Here is a 15536-nt window from a genome sequence, read left to right on the forward strand (position 1 = left end):
CGAAGTCTGCTTCGCCAGAGGCAATCGCGGCCAGCGCGTCCTCGAAGGTCGGGCAGGGCAGGGCCTCCGCGTCGGGATAGGCCTCCGCGATGGCAATATGAGAGTTCGCGCCCGGCTCGCCCTGGAATGCGATTTTCTTAAGTTTGGTCGTTGTCTTGGTCATGGCGCCTTGTACCAGCCACTCAGGCTTTTGAAAGGAGATAACGGGCGGTTTCGAGATCGGCCGGCGTGTCGACCCCCCGCGGCACGCTATCGACAATCGTGATGTCGATTCGCATACCCGCCTCAAGCGCCCGCAACTGCTCCAGTTTCTCCTGCCGTTCCAGCGGCGAGGGGGCGAGGTGGACGAAGCGTTCCAGCGCTTGGCGGCGGTAAGCATAGAGCCCGATATGGTGGTAGCGCGCACCCTCGCCGTGGGGCGCCCTGGCGCGGGTGAAGTAGAGCGCGCGCAGCCGCCGCGGGCTGACCATCGAGCCGATCGCCTTTACGACGTTGGGATTCGATGCCTCCTCCTCGGTATGGATCTCGGCCGCCAGGGTCGCGATATCGACATCCGCATCGGCCAGCGGGACCAGCACATCGCGGATATTGTCCGGTGTGATGGTCGGAAAATCGCCTTGCAGGTTGACGACGATCTCGGCCTCGCGGCGCGGATCGAGGCGGCCTGCCGCCTCAAATATCCGGTCCGAGCCGGAGGGGTGCTCGGCGCGGGTCATGACTGCTTCTCCGCCATGCGCCATGACCGTGGCCGCGATCTCGGCGGTGTCGGTTGCGACCGCGACCCGGCCTATACCGGCCGCTTCAGCCCGGCGGAGCACATGGATGATCATCGGCAGGCCGGCCATCTCGAGCAGCGGCTTGCCGGGAAGTCGCGTGGCGGCCATGCGGGCTGGAATCAGCACCAAAATGCGGGGATTGGTCATCGGAATTCGATCTGGTCGCCCATGGGACAAGCGGCCGGAAATCATGGGGATGGGTCAAAAGCCAAAGCGCTTATACGGGTTGCCAGAGCACGGGCAAACCGATATCTGATGCGGGCTTGGGGTGCGGCGCAAACGGCCGATTCCCGGCACTTTTCGCGGCCGTTTCTTTCCGGCCAAAGTCGACATTCCGGCCTGGGGCCTTGATCGAAAATGGACTCCTTCGAACTCAACAAAATTCTCGGTGCCATCCTCGGTACCTGCATCCTTCTGCTGGTGACGAGTTTCGCCGCAGGCGCGATTTTCGCTCCCAACAAGCTGGCAAAGCCGGGGTTTGAAATCGCCGTGAAGGAAGCGCCCGCCGGGGGCGAAAAGGCCGCCGCGGCAGCGGCGCCCGTGCCGATCGAGAAGCTGTTGCAGACCGCCTCGGTTCAGAAGGGCGAGCAGGCCGCCAAGAAGTGCGGCGCCTGTCACGACTTCACCAAAGGCGGGCCCAACAAGGTTGGTCCGAATCTCTACGGGATCGTCGGCGACAAGAGGGGCGAGGGCCGCGGCTTCAATTTCTCGGCAGCGATGAAGGCCAAGGGCGGCACCTGGACCATCGACGACCTCAACAAGTTCATCGACAATCCGAAGGGATTCATCCCCGGCACAGCAATGGGTTTTGCCGGCATTCAGAAAGACAGCGAGCGGGCCGACGTCATCGCTTATCTGAACACGCTTTCCGACAACCCGAAGCCTTTGCCGACCGCGTCGAAATAGCTGCCTGTTTGTCGAAGCGATCTGTTTGAACGGCCGGGGTATCCCGGCCGTTTTCGTATGGGGCCGCTGGTTCCGCGCTTCGGTATCAAATCCGCGAGGGCCGGCCCGGTTTCGCTTTCGTTGCCGCGGCCTTTCGCCCCATAAGGGCCGCCAGGATGAGCAAAAAGCAACTTAAACGACCGAAGCCTTGCCCTATACTGGTGCGGCCTTGAATTTGAAGTTCCAATGATGAGCCTGCGGCTCGTCGGATAGGAACTTCAAATTCGCCGCACTAGCGTTCTTGATAACGCGGATAACCATGGGATTTTTGCTTTGGCATTGAACCGACGACATCTTTTGCAGGGCGGCGCGGCTGCCGCGATCGCGCCAACGCTGGGCTTCGCTTCCACTTTCCCGATCGTCAGCTCCGCGAGCGCCGACACGGCGGCGAGCGAGCCAGCCTGGCGGCATGGGCTGTCATTGTTTGGCGATATCAAGTATCCGGCCGGCTTCAAACGTTTCGACTATGTCAATCCCGATGCCCCGAAAGGTGGTACGGCGCGGCAGATTGGGGTCGGCACATTCGACAACTTCAATATCGCTGTGGCGGGTGTGAAGGGCTCGATTGCGCCCATCGGAGAGATCTACCAAACGCTCATGGAGTCTTCTCTCGATGAGGTTGCGACCGAATACGGTCTGCTGGCGGAAGCTGCACAGCATCCTGCTGATTTTTCCTGGGTCGTCTATCGTCTCCGCAAAGAAGCGCGCTGGCACGATGGTCGGCCGGTGACGCCGGAGGACGTCGTCTATTCGCTCGAGGTGCTGAAAAAATTCAGCCCGAGGTACGCCTCCTATTATCGCCATGTCGTGAAGTCTGAAAAGACCGGGGAGCGCGAAGTCAAATTCACTTTCGACTCTCCGGGCAATCGCGAGTTGCCGCAGATCGTTGGCGAGTTGGTGGTGTTACCCAGGCATTATTGGGAAGGCACCGACAGCCAAGGCCACAAGCGCGACATTTCGCAGACGACGCTTGAGCCGCCGCTGGGCTCCGGACCCTATCGCATCAAGGATTTCGTCGCCGGCCGCACCTTAACTTTAGAGCGGGTGAAGGATTATTGGGGCGCCGACCTTCCGGTGCAGATCGGTCAGAATAATTTCGACGAAATGCGCTACGAATATTTCCGTGACTCGACCGTTGCGCTTGAAGGGTTCAAGGGCGATCAAGTCGACTGGCGTCTCGAAAACAGCGCGAAGAACTGGGCCACTGCTTACGACTTTCCCGCTGTCGCTGAGAAACGTGTGCTGCTCGAGGAATTTCCGAATCGCAGTTCGGGCGTCATGCAGGCTTTCGTGCTGAATATTCGCCGAGAGCAGTTCAAGGATGCGCGGGTGCGGAATGCGTTCAACTGGGCCTTCGACTTCGAGGAAATGAACAAGCAACTGTTCTACGGCCAGTATATCCGTATCAATAGCTATTTCGCTGGAACCGACCTCGCCAGTTCCGGGCTGCCGGAGGGGCAGGAATTGGCAATCCTTGACGCCGTTCGAGACAAGGTGCCGGCTGAAGTCTTCACCAAGCCCTATCAGAATCCGGTCGGCGGCAATCCTGAGGCCGTGCGCGCCAATCTGCGGGAAAGCATGCGGCTGTTGAAGGAATCGGGGTTCGAGATCAAGGACCGCAAGCTCGTCGACGCTGCAGGAAAGCCGGTAATAGTCGAAATTCTCGTTGAGGACCCGGCATACGAACGAGTAGCTCTGTTTTACAAGCCATCGCTGGAACGTATCGGCGTTGCGGCAACGGTCCGTGTCGTAGACGATGTGCAGTACGAGAATCGGAAGCGCAAGTTTGACTACGACATCATCATCGCCAGCTGGCCTGAATCGCTTTCTCCCGGCAACGAGCAGAGAGAATACTGGGGATCGCAAGCCGCGGATGCGCCGGGCTCCATGAACTTGATCGGCATAAAAAATCCAGCCGTCGATGCTTTGATCGACAAAGTGATTTTCGCCAAGGGCCGAGACGAACTGGTCGCAGCCACCAAAGCGTTGGATCGCGTCTTGCTGTGGAATCACTACGTCGTGCCGCAGTGGAATTATCCGAAAGTACGGACCGCGCGCTGGGACCGCTTTAGTCATCCGGCAGAATTGCCAAAATATGGGCGCGCTGGATTCCCGGCGCTCTGGTGGTTCGACGCCGACAAGGCTGCCAAGATCGGCAAGAGATCTTGAGGGGTTTTCCGCGCATGGCGTTGTTTTCCCGCCGGGGTGTGCTCGGCATCGGCGCCGGCGTCCTCGGCACCGGCATTTCGGGCGTGTCCGGTCTACGGCAATCGTTCGCGGCCGATGCGGGCAACGAAATCCATGGTAACGAGACCCACGGCCTGTCGGTGTTCGGGGACCTGAAATACCCGGCCGATTTTGCCCATTTCGACTACGTCAATCCGACTGCGCCGAAAGGCGGGCTGTTTTCGCTGATTCCTTCCGTTCGCGCTTACAACCAGTCGTACCAAACCTTCAATTCCTTCAACGCCTATATTCTCAAAGGCGAAGGCGCGCAGGGCATGGACATGACTTTCGCAGCCCTGATGGTGCGGGCCAGCGATGAGCCTGACGCGATGTATGGCCTGGTGGCGAAGTCGGTGCAGATTTCACAGGACAAGCTGACCTATCGCTTCACGCTGCGCCCAGAGGTGAAGTTTCACGACGGCGCCAGGCTGACCGCGCAGGACGCGGCCTTTTCGCTGATGACGCTCAAGACCAAGGGGCATCCGCTGATCGTGCAACAGTTGCGCGACATGGTGAAAGCGGAAGCCGCCGACGATGCGACGCTGGTTGTCACGTTTGCCGAAAAGCGCGCGCGAGATGTACCGCTTTACGTGGCGGGCCTGCCGATTTTCTCAAAGGCCTATTACGCGAAGCGGCCTTTCGATGAATCGACGCTCGATATTCCGCTCGGCTCCGGCCCCTACAAGGTCGGCAAGTTCGAGGTCAATCGCTTCGTCGAATTCGAGCGGGTCAAGGATTGGTGGGGCCGCGATCTTCCGGTAGCCCGCGGCACCTATAACTTCGATGTCGTGCGCTACGAATTTTATCGCGATCGCGACGTCGCCTTCGAGGGATTTACCGCCAAGAATTATCTGTTTCGCGAGGAGTTTACCTCGCGCGTATGGGCCACGCGTTACGACTTTCCGGCGATCAAGGAGGGCCGCGTCAAGCGCGAGATCCTGCCGGATGAAACCCCATCCGGCGCGCAAGGCTGGTTCATCAACACAAGGCGCGACAAGTTCAAAGATGTCCGCGTGCGCGAAGCGCTGATCCAGGCGTTCGATTTCGAATGGACCAACAAGACCATCATGTACGGCGCCTATGCGCGCACGGTTTCGCCGTTCCAGAACTCCGACATGATGGCAAGCGGTCTGCCTTCGCCGGAAGAACTGAAGCTGCTCGAGCCATTCAGCGGCAAGGTGCCGGAAGAGGTGTTCGGGCCGCCAATCGTTCCGCCGGTCTCGGATGGCTCGGGACAGGACCGCAGCCTGTTGCGAAAGGGGCAGCAGTTGCTGCAGACGGCTGGTCTTTCGATCAAGGACGGCAAGCGCGTGTTGCCGAATGGCGAAGTCTTCCGGATTGAGTTCCTCGTCGACGAGCCGTCGCTCGAGCCTCATCACGCACCCTACATCAAGAATCTGGCGACGCTCGGCATCGAGGCGAGCTTGCGTCTCGTCGACCCCGTTCAATACCGGGCGCGGGTCGAGGATTTCGATTTCGACATGACGATCGAGCGTTTCAGCATGTCGGCGACGCCGGGGGACGGAATGCGGCCGTTCTTTACGTCGCAGGCTGCCAAGACCAAGGGCTCCTACAATCTGGCCGGCATCGCCGATCCCGTCATCGATGCGCTGGTCGAAAAGGTCATCGCCGCCGACAACCGGGCCGATCTTACGGTCGCTTGCCGCGCGTTCGATCGGGTGTTTCGCGCCGGGCGCTATTGGGTGCCGCAATGGTACGCCAACACGCATAAGCTGGCTTACTGGGATGTGTTTGCCCATCCCGGGAAATTGCCGCGATATGCGCAAGGTGTCGGCGCGCCGGATATCTGGTGGGGGGATGCCAGCAAAGCGGCGACCGCTGGACAGGCGAAGTAACCGATGGCCGCCTATATCGCACGCCGGATACTGTTGATGGTTCCCACGCTGTTGGGGATCCTCTTCGTGTCGTTTGTCGTGGTGCAGTTTGCACCGGGCGGCCCAGTCGAGCGGGTGCTTGCTCAACTTTCCGGCGCGGATACCGGAGGCACGTCGCGGATTTCGGGCTCATCGGGCGGCGACTTCGGAGCGCGAAGCCAGGCTGGTGCGTCGCCTGGCGCGATGAATTCCAAATATCGCGGCGCGCAGGGTCTGGATCCGGACTTCGTCAAGAGTTTGGAAAAGCAGTTCGGTTTCGACAAGCCGGCGCCTGAGCGATTCCTCCTGATGGTGTGGAATTTCTCGCGGTTCGACTTCGGCAAGAGCTATTTCCGCGACGTCAGCGTGCTGCAATTGATCAAGGAGAAGCTGCCGGTCTCGATGTCGCTCGGGATATGGATGACCTTGTTGACGTATCTGATCTCGATTCCGCTTGGCATCCGCAAGGCGGTGCAGGATGGCTCGAAATTCGATACCTGGACCTCGGCGGTGATCATCATCGGCTTTGCGATCCCGGGTTTTCTGTTTGCAATCCTATTGATCATCCTGTTCGCCGGCGGTTCCTTCCTGAGCATCTTCCCGCTGCGCGGGCTGACGTCCGACGGCTGGTCGCAATTCCCGTGGTACTGGAAGATCCTCGATTATTTCTGGCACATCACGCTGCCGATCGTGTCGATGTCGCTCAGCGCCTTCGCCACCATGACGCTGTTGACCAAGAATTCCTTCCTCGACGAAATCCGCAAGCAATATGTCATGACCGCGCGCGCGAAGGGCTGCGGCGAACGTCAGGTCCTTTACGGCCATATCTTCCGCAATGCGATGCTGATCGTGATCGCCGGATTTCCCAGCGCTTTCATCCACGCGTTCTTTTCGGGCTCGCTTCTGATCGAGACCATTTTCTCGCTCGACGGGCTTGGCCTGCTCGGTTTCGAGAGCGTGCTCAATCGCGATTATCCGGTGGTGTTCGGAACGTTGTTTGTCTTTTCGCTGGTCGGTCTTGTCGTCAACCTGATTTCCGATCTCACCTATATGTGGGTCGATCCGCGGATCGATTTCGAGGCGCGGGAGGTGTGATGACCCTCACCAACGCTCCGCCACCTGAGACCAGGACGCCGGCTCCGCTCGGCGAGGCCGTGCCTGTGACGGGGCATGAAGTACGGCCGCTGTCGCTCAACTACAGGCGTTGGCAGAATTTCAAATCGAACAGACGCGGCTTCTGGTCGCTCTGGATCTTCATGGTTCTGTTCCTAGTCTCCCTCTGTGCCGAACTGATCGCCAACGACCGGCCGTTTCTGATCAAGTATGAGGGCCATCTGTATTGGCCGGCCTTCGTTACCTATTCGGAGACGACGTTTGGCGGCGATTTCGAAACGGCGGCCGACTACCGCGATCCGTATTTGCAGAAGCTGATCAAGGAGAAGGGCGGTACGATTGTCTGGCCGCTGATCCGCTATTCCTACGATACACATAACCTCGATTTGCCGACGCCGGCGCCATCGCCGCCGACCTGGATGCTGACGGAGGCGCAGTGCAAGGACGTCGTGCAACGCAAGGGCCTGAAGAGCTGCCGCGACCTCGAATATAACTGGCTCGGGACCGACGACCAGGGCCGCGATGTGGTCGCGCGCCTGATCTATGGCTTTCGCATTTCCGTGTTGTTTGGTCTCTGCCTGACGATCATTTCGTCGATCATCGGCGTTGCTGCCGGCGGCGTGCAGGGCTATTTCGGCGGCTGGATCGATCTTTCGTTCCAGCGCTTTATCGAGATCTGGAATTCGATTCCCTATCTCTATCTCCTTCTCATCATATCGGCGGTATTGCCGCCGGGCTTCTTTGTGCTGCTCGGCATCATGGCGCTGTTTTCCTGGGTGTCGCTGGTCGGTCTTGTGCGCGCGGAGTTTTTGCGCGGGCGCAATTTCGAATATATCCAGGCGGCGCGGGCGCTCGGCGTGTCCAATGCCGTGATCATGTTCCGCCACCTGTTGCCGAACGCGATGGTGGCGACGATGACTTTCCTGCCCTTCATCGTCTCGTCGTCGGTGATGACGCTGACCGCGCTCGATTTCCTCGGCTTCGGCCTGCCGCCGGGTTCGCCCTCTCTTGGCGAATTGCTGTCTCAGGGCAAGGCCAATATCCAGGCGCCATGGCTCGGCTTCACCGGATTTTTTGCGATTGCGATCATGCTGTCGCTTCTGATCTTCATCGGTGAAGCCGTGCGCGACGCGTTCGACCCGCGCAAGACGTTCAGGTGAGAGCAGCCATGGACGCCATCAACCAGCCCCTGCTCGATGTTCGCGAACTCTCGGTGGTGTTTCGTCACCAGAGCGGTGAATCGACCGCGGTCGATCGCATTTCGTTTTCGATTCGCCGTGGCCAGTGCGTGGCGTTGGTCGGCGAGTCCGGTTCGGGAAAATCCGTCAGCGCGCTGTCGGTTCTGAAGCTGTTGCCCTATCCGAATGCATCGCACCCGTCGGGCAGCATTCTGTTCAACGGGCGCGACCTCTTGAAGCTGCCGGAACGCGAGATGCGGGGCATCCGCGGCAACGATATTTCGATCATCTTTCAGGAGCCGATGACTTCGCTCAATCCGCTGCACACGATCGAGGCGCAGATCGGCGAGTCCCTGAGGCTTCACAACGATGTCGGCGGCCGGATGGCGCGCCAGCGCACGCTTGAGTTGCTCACGCAGGTTGGCATTCCCGATCCGGAAACGCGGATGAAGAGCTATCCGCATCAACTGTCCGGCGGCCAGCGCCAACGCGTGATGATCGCGATGGCCCTGGCCAATGAGCCGGATCTTCTGATCGCCGACGAGCCGACCACCGCGCTCGATGTCACGGTGCAGGCGCAAATCCTGGCGCTATTGGCCGACATCCGCCAGCGGCTCGGCATGAGCCTGCTTTTCATCACCCACGATCTCGGCATCGTGCGTCGTATCGCGGACGTGGTCTGCGTCATGAACAGCGGCAAGATCGTCGAGCACGGACCGGTCGAAGATGTCTTCACCGCGGCGAAGCATCCCTATACCCGTGCGCTGCTCGCTGCCGAACCCAAGCCCGATCCGGCCCCGCCGCGGCCCGCATCGCCGCTCGTGATGACGGCGGACAATCTGAAAGTCTGGTTTCCGATCAAGCGCGGCCTGCTGCGCTCGACGGTTGGCCATGTCAAAGCGGTGGATGGCGTCAGCCTGAAGGTGCGCAAAGGAGAAACGCTCGGCGTGGTCGGGGAGTCCGGCTCCGGGAAGACGACGCTGGGCCTGGCGTTGCTGCGGCTGATCTCGTCCGATGGCCCGATCGTCTTCCTGGGGAACAGGATACAGGGCTTGCGTTTCAAGCAGATGCGGCCGTTCCGGCGCGACATGCAAATCGTGTTTCAGGATCCGTTCGGCTCGCTCAGTCCGCGAATGTCGATCGGCGATATCGTTGCCGAAGGCCTTGCCGTGCATCAAAAGTCGCTCTCGGAGGCCGATCGGGATGCGCGGGTCGTCCAGGCGCTGCGCGAGGTCGGCCTCGATCCGGCGACGCGATTGCGCTATCCGCACGAATTTTCCGGCGGTCAGCGACAGCGCGTCTCGATCGCACGGGCCGTGGTGCTGGAGCCAAACTTCATCGTGCTGGATGAGCCGACCAGCGCGCTCGACATGCTGTTTCAAGCCCAGATGGTCGACCTCCTGCGCGAATTGCAGCGCAAGCGCGACCTGACCTACATGTTCATCTCGCACGACCTGCGCGTGGTGGCCTCGCTCGCGAGCCATCTGATCGTGATGCGCGACGGCAAGGTGATGGAGGAGGGCCCCGCAGCAGAGCTGTTCAGGAGCCCGAAGACCGATTATACCCGCGCACTGTTTGCGGCTGCTTTCAGGCTGGAAAGCGCTGGCGAAGGTGTCGTCAGGGAGTAACGGCCGGCGCCAGCATGGCGTTAGCCCTCGGCGCGAAGCTTTGCGACCGGTGTCAGTCCGTTGACCGGCACGTTCCAGATATCTTCGGCATATTCGGCGATGGTTCGGTCGGATGAGAACCAGGCCATCCGTGCGACGTTGAGGATGGAGGCGCGCATCCACGCCGCCTGCGTCTGCCAGCGGGCATCGATGCCGCGCTGCGCGGCGTAATAGGAATCGAAATCTGCACTGACCATGTAGTGATCGAGGTGACGCAGCGCATGCGCGATCGATTCGAAGCGGTTGGCATCGCCGGGCGAGAATTCCCCGCTGCCGATCGCATTGATCGCGCGTGAAAGCGCAGGCGACGCCCGGATCACGTCGGTCGCATCCAGCCCCTGCCTGCGCCGCACCATCACATCCATCGCTTCCATGCCGAAGATCGCGATGTTCTCCGCGCCGACATGCTCGCGGATTTCGATATTGGCGCCGTCGAGCGTGCCGATGGTGATAGCGCCATTGAGCGCGAGCTTCATATTGCCGGTGCCGGAGGCTTCCATGCCGGCGGTTGAAATCTGTTCGGACAGATCGGCAGCCGGAATGATCACTTCCGCCAGGCTGACATTGTAGTCGGGAAGGAATGCGATTTTCAGGCGGCCGGCGACGGCGTCGTCGTTATTGACGACCTCGGCGACGTCGTTGATCAGCTTGATGATCAGCTTGGCGTAGCGATAGCTCGCTGCCGCCTTGCCGGCGAAAATCTTGACGCGCGGAACCCAGTTGCCTCGCGGATTGTCCTTGATCGCGTGGTAGAGCGCGACCGCCTCGATGATGTTGAGCAACTGCCGCTTGTATTCGTGGATGCGTTTGATCTGAACGTCGAACAGCGCCGACGGATCGACCTTGACGTTGGTCTTTTCGCCGATCAGCCGCGACAGTGCGATCTTGTTGTGATGCTTGACGCTGCGGAATTTCTCCTGAAACACGCTGTCGCCGGCATGGCCCTCGATGTTCCGCAGCAGGGTAGGGTCGTCGAGCACGGCTTCGCCGCAGGTCTCGCGCAACAGGTCGGTCAATTTCGGATTGGCCAGCATCAGCCAGCGGCGGAAGGTGATGCCGTTGGTCTTGTTGGTGATGCGGCCGGGATAGAGGTGGTTGAGATCGTGAAACACGGTCTCCTTCATCAGGTCCGAATGCATCGCCGAGACGCCGTTGATACGATGCGATCCGACGAAAGCCAGTTGCCCCATGCGCACCCGCCTTCCGGATTTCTCGTCGATCAGCGAGACGGAAGCGCGGAACTCGATGTCGTCGGGGCAGCGCTCATCGGCGAGCGCGAGATGGCCGTCATTGATGCGATAGATGATCTCCAGATTCCGCGGCAACAGGCGCTGGAACAATTCGACCGGCCAGGTCTCGAGCGCCTCCGGCAACAGCGTGTGGTTGGTGTAGGAGAATGTCTCGACCGTGACCTTCCAGGCTTCCTCCCAGCGGAAATTGTGCAGGTCGATCAGGATACGCATCAACTCGGTGACGGCGAGGCTCGGATGAGTGTCGTTGAGCTGAACAGCGACCTTCTGCGAGAGGCTGCGCAGCTGGCCGTCGGCTTCAAGGTGGCGCTTGACCAGATCCTGCAACGATGCCGACACGAAGAAATATTCCTGGCGCAGGCGAAGTTCGCGCCCAGCGGGGCTCTCGTCGTTCGGATAGAGAAACTTGCAGATCGATTCCGCACGCGCCTCTTCGGCGACAGCGCCGATGTAGTCGCCGGTGTTGAAGACGTCGAGCCGGAGCGGGTCGGGTGAGCGCGCCGACCACAGGCGGAGCGCGTTGACGTTGTGGCCGCGCCAGCCGACGATGGGCGTATCGTAGGCGAGCGCCTGCACGGTTTCCGCCGGATGCCAGACGGCGCGGCTGCGCCCGTTGGCGTCGACCTGCTCGACGCTGCCGCCGAAATGGATGTGATAGACGACTTCCGGCCGCTGGAATTCCCAGGGGTTGCCGAAACTCAGCCACTCGTCGGGATATTCCTGTTGCCAGCCGTCGTTGATGATCTGGCGGAACAGGCCGAAATCGTAGCGGATGCCATAGCCGATGGCGGGAATGCCGAGCGTCGCCATGCTTTCCATGAAGCAGGCGGCGAGCCGTCCCAGCCCGCCATTGCCGAGCGCCGCATCGGGCTCGCATTTGCGCAGTTCCGATAGCGCAACGCCAAGGTCGCCGAGCGCGGCCTCGAACAGCTCCAGCAGTCTCATATTGTTCAGCGCATCGCTGAAGAGGCGGCCGATCAAAAATTCGAGGCTGAGATAATAGACGCGCTTGCGGCCGGTATCGTAGCTCTGTTTGTCGGCAGCAAGCCAGCGATGCACGATGCGGTCGCGCAGCGCCAGCGCCGCCGCCTTGTACCAGTCGTGCCTGGTGGCCATGCCGGCGTCCTTGCCGATGGCAAGCCGGAGCTTGGCGAGGATGGCGCTCTTGATTTCCGACAGCGCCAGCTCATCGATGGACTGGCCGGGCGCTGGCGGATTCACTGAAGGCTCTGGCAAATGCAAATCCTGCGACAAGCCCCAAGATACCGCACCTTGCAGGGGGATCGAACCCCGCAAGGGGCTGCGAGGGCGCGCGATCTGCATATCTTTCGTGCAAGGACCGGGCCGGACATGGAACTCCGTCTGCGGGAGATCGCCGTCCCGGCGAAGCTGCGCTACGGTATTCCTTCCCCCTCAGAAACCAGGCCTCTACTTAAAAGCGCACAATTACGGAGAACGTCAGCTTGTTCTCCGGAACAAATTAAGAACACTTTAGCAAGCCTTTGATATATCATAGTGATTCGAGACGTATCAACACAACATCTATGGTCTGTCGAGCTTGCCGAGGACTACATGTCCACCATTGCTTTCGATCAATTCGCTCTCACCCGTATCGCCGACTTCGCCCGTTCGCTGTCGCGACTGCATAAAACCTCGCGCCGCCAGCTTGTCGATGACGACGCGATCGACCGGGAATTCAACGCCGTCTGCCACTCGGTCTGGGGTTACACCACCGACGATATCAGCGACGATTTGTTCTCCGATGCCGACCACGCCTTTCTGGATTCGCTTGATGAAGCGCGTGCGCGCATCTTTGCGGCCGAGCAGGGCTACGACCTCGTGGACGATGACGGCATGCTGACCGACTGGTGGGGTTATTGCTGGATGATTCTAGCCGAAAAGTGCGGCCTGCTCACGCCGGAAAACCGCACCGCGGCGCGCGCTCAGATCGAGGAGAAATACCGCGCGGCTCCGAATGTCATCGGCGTGATTGTCGGGCGGTAAGCATGACGCCGAGCGAGGCCGTCAGTTCAGTTCTGCCCGCTTGTCGCGCGAGGGAACTGACCTGGCCGCCGGTGCGGCGGGGGCAATCCCGTCGTTATCGCTGTCCGCCCTCGGCGCGTCGCCGCCGAGCGCATCCGCTGCGACCGGCGCAACCTTCATCGCGCCAAGGCGAGCGCGCACATCCGCCGTCAGGCCGGGATAGCTGGCAACCGGGATGAATTCCGGGCTGCTATTGTTGCCGACCTTGATGCCGGAATAGGCGACCAGGCCATCGGTGGTGGCGATCACGTCGCCCGCGCGGAGCGAGCTATCCATCGTCAGATCGACCGGCGCCAGACCCGCGGCGTCGCGGCCATTGCAGGTGCAATCGGCGCGAAGCGCCTTGCGGTAGGCAAAGGCGTTTTCGCTGTCGGCGTAGCGCTCGCCGGTTGCGCTCGTGGCGCTGTCGATATTGCCGCCGTAGAAGACCTTGGTCGGGCTTGCCGGACAAAAGGCCTGGCACATCTGAACCGGCGAGGCATTGCCGCGGGTCAGCGGAAAGTATTTGCCGTCGCAGCTTCGCACGCAAAAGGCGGGGCCGCTGGAAGCGACAGGCAGCGGCGGCGCTGGCTGCTGGTTCTGCTGGAAAAGGTCGGCGAAGAAATTCGCATGGGCTGGCGCTGTCTGGTGCTGCTGCTTGTGGAAGCCGCCGAAAAACAGGTCGAACAGACCTTCGGCGAACGCCTGGCGCGGCACCAGCGCGAGGATGCCGGCGAAGAGGATGGCAGCAACGGACGCCTTGCGGCGCTGCTGGCGCTGGTCGGTCAACTCGATACGCAACGCTTACTCCACCGATACCAAATCATAACGCCAAAGCAACTCACTGCCCGGCGCCGTTGACATTAGTGCGGGATGGTAAACGAGCTATGAGCAAGGGCTGGAGCGAGGCGAAAAAGTGCTCTTTTGAAGACTCGCGCTGCGCTTCGCCGTCTTATTCCTTAAGGTATTCGCTTGCCTGGAAAAGCCAGCGGAAGGGAAGGCCGGCCTGCGCAAAGTTTTCGACGGCGCCTTCCTGGCGGTCCACCATGGTCAGCACCAGAACGACTTCGCCGCCCGCATCGCGCACCGCGTCGACGGCCTTGAGCGCTGAATCGCCGGTCGTGGTCACGTCCTCGACAATCACCACGCGCTTGCCATGAAGGGTCTCGTTTTTGGCGAGGCCTTCCACCGCAAGCCGGGCGCCGTGTTCCTTCGGCTTCTTGCGGACGAAGAAAGCCGCGATCGGGTGGCCTTTAAGCCAGGAAATCTGGGCGACCGCGCCGGCGAGCGGAACCGCGCCCATCTCCAATCCGCCGATATAGTCCAGACCGTCATCCTTGAGTGCTTCAAAGGTCAGTTCGGCCAGCAGCGCGGCGCCCTCGGGATCCAGCATCGTGGGCTTGAGATTGAAGTAGAAATCGCTCTTGCGCCCGGAGGCCAGTGTGATCTCGCCGCGCCCGAAGGAGCGCTTGCGAATGATCTCGACGAGGCGGGCGCGGGAGGCGGATTTGGACAACAGGGATCTCCGTATCGGGTGGCGCAATCTATGCGTGGACGGCCGCTAATTCCAGTGCCCCGGCTCTGACATTCATACCAGTTCACAGCGGATTCGCTTATGAATGTCAGAGCCACAGGGGCACTGGCAAACGTATGATCCTGGTGCGGTTTTGGATTTGACATTCGCTTCCTGAGAACTCGCCCCACGCCTAAGACCGTTTCCGACCCTGTCCGGTGATGCTACAGACGCCGCTTCGCGCCAATGCCCAAGGAATCCGTAATGACCATTGAACTCCATACCTGGAATACCCCGAACGGCCGCAAGATCAGCGTGGCGCTTGAGGAAATGGGGCTGCCCTACAAGGTCTTTCCGATCAACATCTCCAAGGGCGAACAAATGGCGCCTGCCTTCCTGGCGATCAGCCCGAACAACAAGATCCCGGCCATCGTCGATCCGGACGGCCCAGGCGGCAAGCGCGTCAGCGTGTTCGAATCCGGCGCAATCCTGCTCTATCTCGGCGAAAAGACCGGCAAGTTCTTACCGTCGCCGCTGGCCGAGCGCATTCCGGTCTATGAATGGCTGATGTGGCAGATGGGCGGCTTTGGGCCGTTTCCCGGACAGGTGCACCACTTCGTTGCCCTGGAGAACGAGCAGGACCGCGCCTATGGCCTGAAGCGGTATATGGCCGAGACGCTGCGGCTCTATGGGGTGCTGGAGCGGCGGCTTGCCGACCGCGAGTTCGTTGCCGGCGCGCTGTCGGTTGCCGATTTTGCGATTCTCGGCTGGGCCTGGCGGCATCCGCGCCACAAGGTAGAGCTGTCGGATTTTCCGAGCGTGAAGCGCTGGTATGAGACGCTGATGGCGCGGCCCGGCGTCAAGCGCGGCATGGAAGCGAAACTGGACTGAAGAGTTCTCTCTCTCTCTCTCTCTCTCTCTCTCTCTCCCCTTGTGGGGCTGCTGCGTTATTGGCTGTGCGTTTGGGCGAGC

General features: G+C 60.8%; 13 protein-coding genes. 8 read left to right on the forward strand and 5 right to left on the reverse strand.

Annotated features, from left to right (window positions below):
• Both M6D32_RS05990 and M6D32_RS05995 read right to left on the reverse strand, forming a co-directional pair.
• Nucleotides 1–163, reverse strand: a 163-nt coding sequence (locus M6D32_RS05990; RefSeq protein ID WP_298254358.1) for a prephenate dehydratase domain-containing protein, incomplete at its 3' end; no start/stop codon positions are given.
• A 19-nt stretch (nt 164–182) separates the two neighbouring features.
• On the reverse strand, nt 183–923 hold the full coding sequence (locus tag M6D32_RS05995; RefSeq protein WP_298254336.1) for a 3-deoxy-manno-octulosonate cytidylyltransferase: 741 nt from the start codon (nt 921–923) through the stop codon (nt 183–185).
• 210 nt (nt 924–1133) lie between these two features.
• Here M6D32_RS05995 and M6D32_RS06000 point away from each other — a divergent pair, with 210 nt between their 5' ends.
• The 6 genes from M6D32_RS06000 to M6D32_RS06025 all read left to right on the forward strand — a co-directional run bounded on the left by M6D32_RS06000 (nt 1134) and on the right by M6D32_RS06025 (nt 9740).
• On the forward strand, nt 1134–1682 hold the full coding sequence (locus M6D32_RS06000) for a cytochrome c family protein (RefSeq protein ID WP_298254338.1): 549 nt from the start codon (nt 1134–1136) through the stop codon (nt 1680–1682).
• Nucleotides 1683–1994: 312 nt separating this feature from the next.
• Nucleotides 1995–3890, forward strand: coding sequence for an extracellular solute-binding protein (locus M6D32_RS06005; RefSeq protein WP_298254340.1), 1896 nt, complete (start codon nt 1995–1997; stop codon nt 3888–3890).
• A 14-nt stretch (nt 3891–3904) separates the two neighbouring features.
• The gene (locus tag M6D32_RS06010) at nt 3905–5803 is read left to right on the forward strand and encodes an extracellular solute-binding protein (RefSeq protein WP_298254341.1); all 1899 of its coding nucleotides are present in this window, start codon (nt 3905–3907) and stop codon (nt 5801–5803) included.
• Between the two features lie 3 nt (nt 5804–5806).
• The gene (locus M6D32_RS06015) at nt 5807–6916 is read left to right on the forward strand and encodes a microcin C ABC transporter permease YejB (protein WP_298254342.1); all 1110 of its coding nucleotides are present in this window, start codon (nt 5807–5809) and stop codon (nt 6914–6916) included.
• Nucleotides 6916–8094, forward strand: a complete 1179-nt coding sequence (locus M6D32_RS06020; RefSeq protein WP_298254344.1) for an ABC transporter permease — start codon at nt 6916–6918, stop codon at nt 8092–8094. Before M6D32_RS06015 ends, M6D32_RS06020 begins: the two co-directional genes overlap by 1 nt.
• 8 nt (nt 8095–8102) lie before the next feature.
• Nucleotides 8103–9740 (forward strand): ABC transporter ATP-binding protein, encoded by a 1638-nt coding sequence (locus M6D32_RS06025; RefSeq protein WP_298254346.1) that lies wholly within the window; start codon nt 8103–8105, stop codon nt 9738–9740.
• A gap of 20 nt (nt 9741–9760) precedes the next feature.
• Here the strand turns inward: M6D32_RS06025 and M6D32_RS06030 are convergent, their stop codons facing one another.
• On the reverse strand, nt 9761–12250 hold the full coding sequence (locus M6D32_RS06030; protein ID WP_298254348.1) for a glycogen/starch/alpha-glucan phosphorylase: 2490 nt from the start codon (nt 12248–12250) through the stop codon (nt 9761–9763).
• A 351-nt stretch (nt 12251–12601) separates the two neighbouring features.
• Between M6D32_RS06030 and M6D32_RS06035 the strand changes: the two genes are divergently transcribed.
• Complete coding sequence (locus tag M6D32_RS06035; RefSeq protein ID WP_298254350.1) at nt 12602–13033, forward strand: hypothetical protein; 432 nt, start codon at nt 12602–12604, stop codon at nt 13031–13033.
• A gap of 21 nt (nt 13034–13054) precedes the next feature.
• On the opposite strand, the gene M6D32_RS06040 is transcribed toward M6D32_RS06035, so the two are convergent.
• Together M6D32_RS06040 and pyrE are read right to left on the reverse strand one after the other, a co-directional pair.
• Complete coding sequence (locus tag M6D32_RS06040) at nt 13055–13852, reverse strand: DUF2865 domain-containing protein (RefSeq protein ID WP_298254352.1); 798 nt, start codon at nt 13850–13852, stop codon at nt 13055–13057.
• A gap of 151 nt (nt 13853–14003) precedes the next feature.
• Nucleotides 14004–14567, reverse strand: a complete 564-nt coding sequence (gene pyrE, locus M6D32_RS06045; protein ID WP_298254354.1) for an orotate phosphoribosyltransferase — start codon at nt 14565–14567, stop codon at nt 14004–14006.
• Between the two features lie 261 nt (nt 14568–14828).
• Between pyrE and M6D32_RS06050 the strand changes: the two genes are divergently transcribed.
• A complete protein-coding gene (locus M6D32_RS06050; RefSeq protein WP_298254356.1) occupies nt 14829–15455 on the forward strand; it encodes a glutathione S-transferase family protein in 627 nt (208 codons plus the stop codon).
• Nucleotides 15456–15536 lie beyond the last annotated feature (81 nt).

Origin of the sequence: Bradyrhizobium sp. (genome assembly GCF_027307225.1) — a bacterium.
Taxonomy (GTDB): Bacteria; Pseudomonadota; Alphaproteobacteria; order Rhizobiales; family Xanthobacteraceae; genus Bradyrhizobium.

Excerpts from the sequence above, each read along its gene's own strand:
- M6D32_RS05995 (WP_298254336.1), bottom strand. The coding sequence starts at position 923 with ATGACCAATCCCCGCATTTTGGTGCTGATTCCAGCCCGCATGGCCGCC.
- M6D32_RS06000 (WP_298254338.1), top strand. The coding sequence starts at position 1,134 with ATGGACTCCTTCGAACTCAACAAAATTCTCGGTGCCATCCTCGGTACC.
- M6D32_RS06010 (WP_298254341.1), top strand. The coding sequence starts at position 3,905 with ATGGCGTTGTTTTCCCGCCGGGGTGTGCTCGGCATCGGCGCCGGCGTC.
- M6D32_RS06035 (WP_298254350.1), top strand. The coding sequence starts at position 12,602 with ATGTCCACCATTGCTTTCGATCAATTCGCTCTCACCCGTATCGCCGAC.
- M6D32_RS06050 (WP_298254356.1), top strand. The coding sequence starts at position 14,829 with ATGACCATTGAACTCCATACCTGGAATACCCCGAACGGCCGCAAGATC.
- M6D32_RS06025 (WP_298254346.1), top strand. The coding sequence starts at position 8,103 with ATGGACGCCATCAACCAGCCCCTGCTCGATGTTCGCGAACTCTCGGTG.
- M6D32_RS06020 (WP_298254344.1), top strand. The coding sequence starts at position 6,916 with ATGACCCTCACCAACGCTCCGCCACCTGAGACCAGGACGCCGGCTCCG.
- M6D32_RS06015 (WP_298254342.1), top strand. The coding sequence starts at position 5,807 with ATGGCCGCCTATATCGCACGCCGGATACTGTTGATGGTTCCCACGCTG.